9 protein-coding genes are annotated in these 13,594 nt (G+C 35.7%); all 9 read left to right on the top strand.

Annotation, left to right across the window (positions count from 1 at the left end):
- Positions 1-33 precede the first annotated feature (33 nt).
- The 9 genes from CN601_RS21415 to CN601_RS21375 all read left to right on the top strand — a co-directional run bounded on the left by CN601_RS21415 (position 34) and on the right by CN601_RS21375 (position 13,479).
- A complete protein-coding gene (locus CN601_RS21415; protein ID WP_098172293.1) occupies positions 34-951 on the top strand; it encodes an N-acetylglucosamine kinase in 918 nt (305 codons plus the stop codon).
- A gap of 33 nt (positions 952-984) precedes the next feature.
- Positions 985-2,112: a MupG family TIM beta-alpha barrel fold protein gene (locus CN601_RS21410; protein WP_218923255.1), complete on the top strand. Its 1,128-nt coding sequence runs from the start codon at positions 985-987 to the stop codon at positions 2,110-2,112.
- A gap of 28 nt (positions 2,113-2,140) precedes the next feature.
- Positions 2,141-3,508, top strand: a complete 1,368-nt coding sequence (locus CN601_RS21405; RefSeq protein ID WP_218923254.1) for a nucleotidyltransferase family protein — start codon at positions 2,141-2,143, stop codon at positions 3,506-3,508.
- A 22-nt stretch (positions 3,509-3,530) separates the two neighbouring features.
- Positions 3,531-4,250 carry an SIS domain-containing protein gene (locus tag CN601_RS21400; protein ID WP_218923253.1) on the top strand — a complete coding sequence of 240 codons (720 nt, stop codon included), beginning with the start codon at positions 3,531-3,533 and terminating at the stop codon, positions 4,248-4,250.
- 489 nt (positions 4,251-4,739) lie between these two features.
- Positions 4,740-6,680: a BglG family transcription antiterminator gene (locus CN601_RS21395; protein ID WP_098172291.1), complete on the top strand. Its 1,941-nt coding sequence runs from the start codon at positions 4,740-4,742 to the stop codon at positions 6,678-6,680.
- 124 nt (positions 6,681-6,804) lie between these two features.
- The gene (locus CN601_RS21390) at positions 6,805-11,103 is read left to right on the top strand and encodes an InlB B-repeat-containing protein (protein ID WP_098172290.1); all 4,299 of its coding nucleotides are present in this window, start codon (positions 6,805-6,807) and stop codon (positions 11,101-11,103) included.
- 105 nt (positions 11,104-11,208) lie between these two features.
- Positions 11,209-12,513 (top strand): PTS cellobiose transporter subunit IIC, encoded by a 1,305-nt coding sequence (gene celB / locus CN601_RS21385; protein WP_098118117.1) that lies wholly within the window; start codon positions 11,209-11,211, stop codon positions 12,511-12,513.
- A 113-nt stretch (positions 12,514-12,626) separates the two neighbouring features.
- Complete coding sequence (locus tag CN601_RS21380; RefSeq protein ID WP_098172289.1) at positions 12,627-13,139, top strand: RDD family protein; 513 nt, start codon at positions 12,627-12,629, stop codon at positions 13,137-13,139.
- A gap of 31 nt (positions 13,140-13,170) precedes the next feature.
- Positions 13,171-13,479, top strand: coding sequence for a PTS sugar transporter subunit IIB (locus tag CN601_RS21375; RefSeq protein ID WP_098118115.1), 309 nt, complete (start codon positions 13,171-13,173; stop codon positions 13,477-13,479).
- Positions 13,480-13,594: the final 115 nt, after the last annotated feature.

Here is a 13,594-nt window from a genome sequence, read left to right as displayed (position 1 = left end):
TTATTTGAGTATTGAAAGGGTGAATCAATAAATATGAATAGACTAATCATTGGAATGGACGGCGGGGGAACGAAAACTAGAGTTATGGTAAAGGAACGTCTAGATGGAGAAACGCTTTTTGACCAAAATTTTGGGATGTCAAATTACAATAATATCGGCGTTGAAGGACTAAAACCAGTGTTTAGTGAAATATATGAAGCATTATTTGCTTGTTTTGGAGAGCGTTTACAAAATGCGATTCTTGTACTAGGTTCTGCGGGAGTAGATCGACCGAAGGATATTGATATTTATTTGAATGCATTAAAAGAGAGTTGTTTTACATGTCAGCTAGAAGTTGTAAATGATGCAGAGATCGCTCTTGTTGGTGGGAACGGAGACCGAAAAGATGCTTTAATGATTGCCGGAACAGGTTCAATCGTTATGGGAGTAGATGCAAAAGGAAATACGATTCGCTCAGGTGGCTGGGGTGGGTTAATTAGTGATGAAGGTGGGGGCTTTCAAATTGGTTTACATGCGATTTCAGCTGTTATGCAAGAGTATGACAAAGTGATTTCCCCTACTACATTTACTGAAAAATTACTTGGTCATTTTCAACTAAATTCTCCTGAAGATTTTATGGATTTATTATATTTGGAGGATACAATTCCGGTTGATAAGGTAGCTTCGTGTACACCAATTATTTTAGAGGCATGGGTAAATGGAGACGAGGCAGCTCGTACGATTGTTGAAGGAGAGCTTAATAAGTTAGTACGATTAGTTGTAGGAATCAGTCGTCAAATGGAATCAGAGAATTTCCGTCTTTCTGTTGCGGGTAGTTTACTAACAAAGTCATCTGAATATTTCGATACGTTGAAGAATAAGTTAAGTATCACTTTACCACAAGTAGAGCTTTCTGCACCGCTTTATGATCCGGTTTTTGGTGCCATTATTATTGGTGAGAAATACAAGTAAAGATAAAAATAAAAATATAAGGAATGGCGAATGATGATGCGTGAAATAGGAATTAGTGTTTATCCCAACTTTTATCCGTTAGAACAAATCAAAGACTATTTAAAGAAGGCTAGCTCTCTAGGCTTTAAAAAGGTATTTGTTTCATTGATTTTAAATAATCATGGGTTTGAAGGTGCACAAAATGTAAATGCAGACACTTGGAATGAACTACTGAATTACTGCAAAGAGCTGAATATGACTGTTTCAGCTGATATGAATGATGAAGTCTTCAATGAGCTAGGCTGCACTTTAACGGATCTTTCATCGCTACAAAAGATGGGAATTACGAGACTTCGTATTGATGGAGGGTTTACGAGTGAAGAGGTTGCAATTCTTTCAAAAAATCAGCATGGAATTCAAATAGAAGTTAATGCTTCAATGTCTTCTTCTGATAATAATGATGGAAACGCTTTGCGAGAGTGTCGCGAGTTTTTAGAAATAGTCGAAAGAGAAGGAAACATTGGACAACTAACGGCTTGTCATAACTTTTTTCCTTTGCCAGACACAGCGCTATCTCTTGAGGATATTCGCTCGATTAACAACTTATTTGCTTTATTTGATGTGCCTGTTGGAGGGTTTATTGCATCACAGCTTTCACCTAAAGATTTACACCATTTGGGTCATGGGGTTTGTACGATTGAAAAGCACCGTTTCATACCTAGTCATATTGCTATGTTAGAGCTATTCGCAAATGGGTTTAATGATGTGTTGATTGGCGATTCGTTTGCAGATCTTTCAGAGCTTATGGAAATGGCAAGATGCTATAAACAAGATTATATAGAAATTCCAGTTGTATTTAATCCGTATGTTCTGGAGCAAACGAAACTTAAAATTCTGGAAAAAGTACTTGTTTCAAGAGTCGATCAACCTGCAAATCTCATTCGGGCGACTGATACAAGGGGAACCGAAGTGCCTCATTGCTATTGTGCACCTAGAAGGAAGTATTCGGTGTCAGTTTTAAATAATCGAAGTGCACAATATGAAGGAGAAGTACAAATTTCATTAAAAGATTTGGGGCAATCTGTTGAGCATAATGTGATTGGTTTTGTTCATCCTTTTGCACATGACCTATTACCTTATCTGTTAGCAGGTAAAAATAAATTTCGATTAGTAGAGTATTAGTAAAAATTATTATAGTCGAGGTATTAAAATGGTAAAAAGTGCAGTTATTCTTGCGGCAGGAAAAGGGAGTAAAATGTTTCCCTTCAACACGGTTCGCTCTAAAACAGTCATAAAAATCGCTGGAAAACCATTAATACGTTATAACATTGAATCTATTTTAGATTTGGGAATAGAAGAAATCGTAGTTGTTGTTAATGATGAGCATCAAAGAGAAATTGAAAATGTTTTATCAGATATAAAGAATGTTAAATTTGTGACCGACCAAACAAATTTAGGAAGCGCGGAAAGTTTAGTAAAGGGAATTGAGAAACTTTCTACTACCGAAGAATTTCTAGTTCTATACGGAGATACAATCATTGAACAAGAGGATCTAATGAGATTAGTTAGTTCGAAAAAACCTGCTGTTTTGTTGAAAAAATTAGAAGAGACATCGAGAAATTGGATTGGTGCAAGCATGGAAAATGGATTTGTTCAGTCGATCGGTGCTCACTATCGTGGCGACAGCATTACCCATCAATTCGGGGGATTTCGTTTTGACGAAGCTATTTTAGATGAAATAAAAAGAACGCCAGATTATTTTCCAAATGTAAAAGTAGGCGTAGGTGCTCCAAAAGAACGCTATATTGAAGCTGCTCTTCTGAAATGGATAGAGAAAACAAAATTGCAGGCGATTGAATGTAGTGGTCATTTCTTTGATATTGATAAACCATGGCATATGTTAGAAGCAAATGAGTTCATGGTGAATTACTTATGTAATGCACTTCAAGAAAACGAGCTAGCAGAAGGTGCGACGATTTCAAAACAAGCAACCATTCATGGTTATGTAAAGTTGGGTAAGAATTCATCGATTGGTGATCGAGTTGTTATTCACGGTAACTTAATTGTAGGTGACAATACAATCATTGATAATGGAGCGATTTTTAATGGCAATGCGGTAATTGGTGAACAAACAGTTATTCGTAATTACTGTATCATTTATGATGGTGTTTCAATTGGATCATATTGTATTTTCGATCACTGTGCAGAATTCCTCGGTGGGATGGTAATGGATAAAGTCTATCTATATCACTATGGCGAGTTTTATGGTGCAATTGGCAGTCATACGGATATCGGAGCTGCAACGGTTTGCGGAACATTACGCTTTGATGACGGAGAAACTGAGCATGTTGTGAATGGGCGGAAGGAAGTACCTTTACATTTTTCAAATGCAGCTTATCTTGGTGATTATTGCAGAACTGGCGTTAATACGATTATTATGCCAGGCTGTAAAATCGGTGCTTATAGCGTGCTCGGTGCGGGTGCAATTATCGATAAAGATATCGAACAAAACAGTCTTGTTTTTGTAAAGCAAGACCTGGTCATCAAAAAGTGGAATGAAAAGAAGTACGGTTGGTAAATTTAATAGAAGAAGGTATAGAATGATGGAAAATTATTTTAAATATGTGACGGCAAATCTTGAAAAGCTATATACGACTCAAATTCAAAAAATGGATGAAGCTGCAACATGTATTTTTGAAGCAATTCAAAACGGAGGGCGTTTCCTTGTTACTGGTTCGGGTCACTCACATATGTTTGCAGAAGAATTTTATGTAAGAGCGGGCGGATTTGCCAAAGTTTCTCCTATTTTACCGAACGAATTCTTTTTACATGATCATCCTTTAAAAAGCACTGTGATTGAACGTGTAGAAGCTTATGCAAAAGTAATTTTTGATTTATACAAAATTACCTCAAAGGATGTACTCGTCATTGCTTCAAACTCGGGAAGAAATGGAATGACAGTGGAACTTGCAAAAATGACACAGGAATGTGGTGCAAAGGTTATTGCGTTTACAAATCCTGATCATCCGAAAGACTCAAAATCAAGACATAGTAGTGGGAAGTACCTTTGTGACTTTAGTGATATAGTCGTTAATAATTGTACTGGCCCTGGAGATGCTGCTTTTTATGTAGAAGAAGCAAAAACAGGAATGGGAGCGACTTCAACGATAGCAGGAGCATTTGTAGCTCAGACGATGTCGATAATGCTTGCGAAAAAATATCATCAAGCAGGACTTGTACCGCCAGTATTTAAGAGCTCTAATGTTGACGGTGGAGATGAATGGAATAAAGAGCTGTTTGCAAAGTACTATGGAGTGTAATGTTAAGAGCTAAGTGTTAATGTAATTTACATTTTGTATTCAAAAATTAAATGAAATGAATTCGATTAGCTTGTTTAAAATCATATCGATCATCTATTGCGTTTCCAGTTTATGGAGCGCTTTTTTTTATGCACATAGGTTTTAAGGAGGAGTACCGTATTACGGAATTTCTAATACGTCGTTAAGAAATACTTAAAACAGTTAAATAGTGAATCCCTTTATCCAAGCGCTTTTATAAGTAATATGAATTTTATTTGTATACAAAATTAATTAAACTGATTGGCGTTAGTAAAAAGTACCTCTATTTTCCCGTAGGTCTAAAGTCGTATTATAGCAATGACGGTACATACGTCACTTTAAACATATGACCTAGACGTATTTATATATAAATTGCGAACTATATTGGAAAAATTCAAACTGTTAAATAGATTTGATGAAAAGTAAACTAAAATTACTAGATTAGCAGGATCTAGGGTGGTGAGGTAATGTATGCGAAGAGATTTAATATTGCAATATTTGTATCAAAAAGGAAAGTCACTTTCGTCACAGGAACTTGAATCAGAATTTGCAATTTCAAATCGGACTTTACGAAACGAGTTGAAAGAATTAAATGTAATCGGAGAAAAGTCTGGATTTGTGATTCAAAAAAAACGCGGTGAAGGCTATTTACTTCATGTAGAAAACCAAGAGCTGGTCCAAAACTATATGAAAGAAATTGACGGTGCACTTGCTCCTGACTTACCTCGTGTTCGTGTGAACAATATTATTATGCTTCTGCTTCAAACGACAGAATTTCAAACGATTGATCTGTTTGCTGATAGTCTAATGATCAGTAGATCAACAGTTTTTAGCGACATGATTGAAGTTGAAAAGCAAGTTAGAATTTTTGATTTAAAAGTAGAAACAAAATCGCGCTATGGTGTTCGTCTAATAGGTGACGAAACAAATTTTAGAAGAGCATTTTCTTACTTCTTAAGTCAAAAAGAAACAGGGCTGTTAAAGAAATCAAATTATCAAACTTTTGAGAAAGCGTTTCCTTTTGAGGAAATTCGGGCTGTCTTGAATGAAGAAGTTCAAAATAACCACTTGAAAATAAGTTATTTTGCACTTGAAAACATTTTAGTTCATATCCAAGTACTTTCGTTTCGAGTAACTCAACACAACTTTATCTTGCCTAATCAAGAGAAGAAGTTAGATTTATCTCTAATCAAGCCATCGTTTATGAATATTGCTAAAAGAATTTGTGAGATTCTTTCTGAGCTTTATCATGTCGTACTACCACAGAGTGAGATTATTTATTTAGCTGCTCACATAAGTGGGAAATCGAGTGTAGACGAAATTGAGGAAGAAGAAAAGAATGATTTAGAACAAAAACTTAAGAATTGTTTGGAAAAATTAGATCAAACATTCTTTACGCAGTTTTCAGGTGATCAGCAGCTTTTGAATACGCTTATCATGCATATGTATCCGTTGTTAAGAAGGTTATATTTCAATTTAAAGCTTACAAATCCATTGATAGATGATGTATACAGTAGGTATTCCGATGTGTTCATGATTGCTTTAAATTTTTCTGAAATGATAAAGGAAATATGGGGATTTGAACTTTCCAGCGACGAAATGGGCTATATAACAATGCATCTTGCAGCCCATGTGGAAAGAGAGAAACAAAAACAATTAAGTTCCTATAAGAAAATTCTACTTTCGTACGGATTAGGTGCAGGCTCAGCGGACTTAATGAAAATGAAACTAGAGTCACTATTTCAAGGAGCGACTATTGAGGTTGTTGTGTATAGCGAGCTCCAATCAGTGAATCTAGAAAACTATGATTTATTAGTATCATCGACTGCAATACCTTTTGTTCATATTTCAATTCCGTATATTCAGGTAGCACCAATCCTAACAGAAACGGATGTCCAGAGAATCCGACGCAAGCTTACAAGATATCCAGCTAATAAAGTTAAAGAAGATGTACCAACGCTCTTATCACTGTTTCATAATGATTTGTTTTCGATTGAAGAAAGTAAAGAGTCATTCGACTACAAAGCTTTTATAAAAGAAAAGGCAAATAGAGTTGTTGAACTAGGTTATGCATCACCTGACTACCCTGATTTAGTAGTCGACCGAGAAGAAAAAATATCAACGATCCTGCAAAATGGAATTGCCGCACCACACGCTTTAAAAATGGTTGCGATTCAAGACTCAATCAGTGTCGTTATATTTAAAAATCCGCCGACAATTGACGGAAAAGTCGTACAAATTCTATTTTTAATAAACCTACGCGCTGGAGACTTATTTTTACACAAAGAGTTAAGTCGATTATTTTTACATTTGATGGATCATCCCGAAGCGAAGCAGAAAGTATTAAAGTCAAATAATTTCAACGATTTCCAGTACGAAATTTCAAAAATTTTATTTCAGTATGGTTCCTAATGATAAGAAATGCACTGAAATAAGTGGGGGAACGTTCGGTCTGTAAGTATTTTTAAAAAGAGAGATAAGATTTTAGAAGACAATATATTAATCAAAAAAAGATAAATTATTTGGAGGAAGATAAATGAAAAGAAATAAATGGCTTTTTGGTAGAGCTCTTCCAGCTTCAGTATTAGCAGCATCAATGTTTGCATCACCTATTAATGGTGTTATTGCAAAAGCTGCACCGACTATTTCAACTCAATCAGTAGCGCCAACTTCAACTGGCACTAAGATTTTTATGAATACTACACAAATCACTCATGCGAAACCAAGTGGTTTAGATACTACTAAACCAGTAAAATGGACAACTTCTGATCCTTACGTTGCTTATGTCGATACAATCGGTAATGCAAAGGGAGATTTTAGCGGGAAAATTCTAGGAGTATCTGGTGGTTCTGCAATTATCACTGGTACTGGAGTAGATGGAAGTGGTAATCCTGCAACGGTGAACATTACGGTTTCTGTAATAGAGACACAATCACATACTAATCTAGAAAAGCTTGTTTACTACTATAAAGCGGGCGACTCAAATATTCCAGCTTCTCTTGCTTCTACAACTTGGAAGACAAGCCACATTCCAACTGCACCATCTGGAACTAAATTCCCATCTAAAAGCTATGTTGGCTATGTTAATGGGGAAAATGGTGTGAAATGGTTAATTTCAAAAGATACTTTATTTAGATCTAACGGTAATGTTAACTTTGGTGATGAAAAAGATCATCCGATCACGACTGGTATTGTATCAGATGCAATTACTTTATATGACCCGAACTTAGCACCGGCTGATCAAATTCAATATTTGCAAGGTGGAAGATATATTCCGCAAACTGGTGAAAATTCAGGATCTGGAATTGATAAAAACGGTAATCCAACTCAATTTAACGCTAAAGAGGTCATTACGAACATAATGCCTGATGGTAATAATGGACTTTGGATTTTAGGTGCAAAAGGAAATGCCACTCATATAGTAAGAAAGCAAATGTCACTAATGGGTAAATCATTAGTTCAGGAAGAAATTTCTAGAAACTATGCAGACCGATTCGGATTCCAATCTGGATCTATGAGCTTTTCTGATCAAAATAATATGATTAAAGCACTTATGACTGCCGATAAAGATGCGATAACTTCAGTTTCTGATACAGATAATGACGGATTATGGACTACGATGTACGCTTCAGGTGAAATTTGGAGATACAACTACATGAAAGAAAACTTTGGTGAAAAAGATGCTAGAACAATCGACGCAAAAGCTTCTGCTATTCGTGCTGTTGAAGCGATCGTAACACTAGGTTATGTTTCTGGAATGCAGTTAAAAGTACCTTCAAAAGACAATGTAAATGACGTTGTATATATCGTTAACTCACTTGGAGGAAAAGTAACGACAATTGATGAAGGTAAGGCTTGGCTTGCAACAAATGAAGGAAAACCTGTTTTCGTTGATCAAGATGGAAATTATACATTAACTGATACAGGAAAACCTGCTTCTGCTGGTTTCTTTGCAAGATCATACAAAGTAGATGGTAGTAATAATGGTTCTACAACTGCAGAAAGTAAGTCATGGGATCAAGCTTGGCTACAAAAAAGCGCAGGAACTACAACAGATGCAAATAATAAAGAAGTTAAATATTCTGTTCCTGGCAAAATAAATGGAGGAACTGCAGGCATTAAAGCATATGACACTGTTGCAGTACCATCACGCTTAACAAATATTGTAAGAGATCAAAACCCTGGTCTAGATGATGCTACAAAAGCATTAGACTCAGATAAAGTCTTTTATAAAGCAACTACCTCGACAGATGAACTAGTTGGTCACTATTTCACATTAGACCTTGCTTATAACACATTCAAAGATAGCGATCCTGAATTAGCGGCTCTTGTGAAAAATGATTTAATTAACCATACAAATGCTATGGTGTTAAACAACTATTACCAAGTAAGTGTTACTGGAGAAAACCCAATTGAATCTCGTTTCAATGGAGTTGCTCCTGGAAATGGATTAAATGCTCCTTCAGCTCCGACTAAATGGGCAAATTTAAATCCGGAATTCCTTGATGGTGTATCAAATGCATGGGGTAGAAATGATTATGAAGATGGTCCATTAAATGCAACATTAGCATTACAAATGCTTGTAGCTGCAAGAGATATGGGTAACTATACTCCAGAAGAAAAAGCTGCACTTGAAAACCAAGGCGTTGCAGTAATTGCTCCACTTGATTTTGCAAACGAATACAAAGTGATGAATGGTGTGGAAGCGCCTACAAAGTCAGAACACAATGATTACGAAACAAGATATCCAAAGTCATATAACTCAACTTCACTAATGGATATGTCATTGCAATACCACTCTAGATACTTTGGTATTTCGGCTCATAACGGAGATGATATCGGTGTAAGTGGTGTATCTTACGAAGCATATATGAACTATTCTGATGAAGAAGAAGCAGCATTATCATACTACACGTTATCTCACCATGCTGAAAAATCAACTTCTCAAGGTATCTTACAAGGCATGAACCAATGGTGGTTTAACGAAAAAAGAGAGAAAAATCCATTTATGTCAACTTTCTACGCAGCTTCTTTAGGTGCAATGAAAGATAAAGGATTTAGTATCGCAAACTCAACTGTTGACCTAGCAGGTTCAACATGGCAAATGACGCGTATTCCAAACAACTTCGTAAACTGGGATGTTCTTTCTGCCAATAGAAATGACGTAACACATGTTACACCAGATTTAATGGTTGACCAACTTATTCCACGTGATGAAATAATGATGTCTAAATACAATACAAACATTTTCGGAACGATGGATCGAAGAACAATTGATTCAGGTAACAGCACATCAATGGAATCTTCAACTGTAACATCTATGCCTTATTGGTTAACGCAAAACCCTGAGGATGCTGCTTATGTAGACGATTTAGGTTCAAAAGTTACAGCACCTGTAAATAACGGTACAGAAAGCTTAGACTACCCAACTAATGTAGCGGCTATGAATCCAAACGCTAAATATAATGAGGATACACATACATTCACGATTAATGTAGGTGACTCAGTTAAGTTGGATGCTAAAGCGACAGGTTATACGAAAAACGTAGCATGGTTAACGAATGCTTGGGATCTAGCAGGATATAGCAATGGAACACCATCGCAAATCAATGCTGATTCAAATGTTTCTTCAGTAATCGACTTAAGAAATTTAGCGGCTTACGATGAAGTAGGAAATGTAGATGCTACTGGAATTAGTGTTGATGGTGAGCACTATGGTGCATACGCAACTGCTTTAAAACCAGGTACAGTGACTGTTACTGGCTATACAATTGATGGGTTCTTTAGAACACCGAAAAAAGTAACATATACAATCAAAGTTGTAGACCCGATGACAACAGGAGAAAAAATTGCTCCAGCTGAACTTGATAAAAATTCTTTCGCATATCCAACTTGGTTAAAAAATGCAATGGCTGAATCAGGATTAAATGAAGAAGGAAATAAATATGTAGAAGTTAGTTACGAGTCATCTTCACCAGACGACGTTACTGTCGATAATGATGGAAAAGTTACGTACAAAACAGACAAGCCAGCTAATATCACTGCAACAGTAGTATATTCTGGTATGACACTAGATGGAGATCCTGCTTTTGCAAATGATAGCCATGTGATGGTTTACGAACGCACAGTATCTAAAAATGCAAAACAAACAGTTGCATTTGATTCTCAAGGTGGATCTTCAGTAGATTCACAGATTGTTAGTTACAATGATTCGATTACATCTCCAAAACCAACAAAAACAGGCTATACATTCGTTGGCTGGTATAAAGATGTAGCAGGTACACAAGCATGGAACTTTGCAACTGATCAAGTAACAGCATCAACTACTCTTTATGCTAAGTGGAATATTAACAAGTACACGGCTACATTTAATAGTAATGGTGGATCTGCAGTTACTGCTAAAACAGTAAACTATAATTCTGTTGTTACAAAACCAGCTAATCCAACAAGAAAAGGATTTGTCTTCGCTGGATGGTACAAAGATGCTGCACTTAAAACAGCATGGAACTTTACGACTGATAAAGTAACAGCAAATACAACACTTTACGCAAAATGGACGGTTGCTACGCCAACAGGTTTAAAAGCAGCAAAAGCAAGTACAACTTCAGTTAAAGTAAACTGGGCTTCAGTAAGCGGTGTTTCTGGATATGAAATTGTTCGCGCAACGAAGAGTGACTTCTCTGATAAAGTGACAAAAACAACTACTTCAGGAACATATACTGCAACAGGACTAGTCAAAGGTAAAACTTATTACTTTAAAGTTCGTGCTTATACTCTAGTTGGTAAAGTGAAGGTTTACGGAAATTACACAACAGTTGTTAAATACAAGCTATAAATTGTAAGTAAAAAACTAAATATTATTGAATAAATTCCAAGGATCTTAGTAGAAAAGGAATTTCCAAATTTACTAAGATCCTTAATCCTCAGAGAGGTGAGAAAAATGAAAAGTAATTTTTTTGAAAGAAAATTCTTACCGATTGCTTCTAAAATAGGTAATCAAAGACACTTACTAGCTTTACGTGACGGTATTATGTTTGCAATGCCACTAATGATTATTGGTTCATTTTTCATTATCGTAGCTTGGTTAGAAGCAGATTGGTATCAAAACTTTATGTCAAAAGTATTTGGTGAAAATTGGAATGCTTTTGGAGACATCGTATATAACGGTTCAATGGGCATTATCGCCTTAGTAGCAGTATTTGGTGTTGCATACTCGTTAGCTAGTAGCTATAAGGTCGATAAAAAGAATATAGACGGAGTTCCAGCCGGAGTATTAGCGTTAGCAAGTTATTTAATTGTTAACATTATGAGCACTTTTAAAGTCGGTAAGGAAACTGTATCGGCTTGGTCACCCGATCTTTTTGGTGCACAATACTTGTTCGTTGGATTAATCATTGCAATTATTACTGCTGAAATTTATCGTTTCTTCTTACAAAAGAAGATCATTATTACATTACCAGACACGGTACCGCCATCGGTTTCTCGTTCATTTACGGCTCTTATTCCTGGTTTTGTGATTATTCTTTTCTTCTTACTAGTTAGATATGGATTTAGTCATACAGGTTGGGGAGATTTTGCAACTTTTGTTCATAAAGTTGTGACACGACCATTTACAATTTTAGGTTCAACTTATATTGGTACGCTTGTCGCGTGTTTAATGGAACATCTATTATGGAGCTTTGGTATCCACGGTTCATCAATCATTACATCGGTTATGGAACCAATTTGGATACAAAATGCTGATGCTAACTTAGCAGCAGTAAAAGCTGGTAAAGCACTACCACATATCATTACGTATACATTCTATGAAAATGGAATCTGGATGGGTGGATCAGGTGCTACTTTACCGGTAGCAATCTATATGACGTTTTTAGCGAAGTCAAAACTACTTAAGAAGGTAGGACGTCTAGCAATTGGACCTTCGATATTTAACGTTAATGAACCAATAATGTTTGGTGTTCCAATCGTTTTAAATCCATTTTTAATTGTTCCTTATATTCTTGCACCAGTAGCAGTGTTAACGGTTACGTATTTTGGTACAGCGATGGGAATTTTCCCACATACAACAGGAACAATTATTCCTTGGACAACCCCGTATTTCATAAGTGGATATCTTATGACGGGTGGAAAAATTATGGGTGTAGTTATGCAATTAGTCGCTTTTGCAGTAGCATCACTTATTTGGTTCCCATTCATTCGTATGTGGGATAAGAAAAATTTAGAATTGGAGAAAGCTAAAAATTAATTTTAAGCCGATCTCCTTTCGGGTGTCATCCGATTCATGAATGGCACCCAAATCATTTCGATGATTTGATAGGTCTTTAAAAAACGGATTATTGATTAGAAGGGACTACAACTATGGAAAATCGACAAAAAATTATTACTTCGTTTCGATTAAAAAGAATAGGTGCCTTTATCATTGATGCAATAATTGTTTCAATCATCTTGTCTATTGTATATAGAATAACGGGACTGCCAAACTTTCCAGGAGTTCTTGCAAATATGATAGAGCTTCAAAAATCTACAGCTAGTCAAGATGTTGCGGTAAAGGTAATGGCTCTTTTTAATGAAGCGTTTCTACAATCGCTTATAATCTATTTTTGCTATGACGTTGTAACAACTTTATTATTAAGAGGATCGACAATTGGAAAGAAAATCTTCCGATTAAAGTTAACACGAATGAATAACAAAAAAGGAAAGTTACCTTATATATTACTAGTGATTGTTAGAAGTTTCTTTAAATTTTTGACGATGTTTATTTTTCAAGGTTTCCCATTCTTTTTATCCGTTATTAGCATGTTTGCTAATAAAAAATCTTTAGCTGTACACGATCGAATCGGACGCTTTGTCGTTATTAATAAGAACGAATAATAAAAACTTACTAAAGAAAGAGGAAATTATCATGAATATTTTACTTTGCTGTGCTGCTGGAATGTCAACTAGTCTAATCGTTTCAAAAATGGAAAAAGTTGCGGAATCAAATGGAATTACAGCACGTATTTGGGCAGTTTCTGAATCAGTTGTTCGTTCAGAAATCGATGAGGCTGATGTGTTATTACTAGGACCACAAGTACGTTTCCTTTTAGAAGAAATGGAAGAAATCTGTGGAGAAAAAAATATTCCGGTTGAAGTAATTAATATGATGAATTATGGCATGTGTGATGGTGAAGCGATCTTAGAACAAGCCATCGAATTAATTAAAAACAAGTAGTCTTAATTATTGAGAAGTGACTCTTCTTCTCTTTATTCAAGCAATTTACGATGATTGCCTTAAACGAGAGGTATACAATAAAAAATTTTAATAAAAAAAGAGAGGAGGTCATTTT

It is taken from the genome of Bacillus sp. AFS017336, from assembly GCF_002555445.1.
Classification (GTDB): domain Bacteria; phylum Bacillota; class Bacilli; order Bacillales; family Bacillaceae_G; genus Gottfriedia.
Note: the sequence above shows the minus strand (reverse complement) of the source record. Positions and strands in the feature narration are given on the sequence as shown.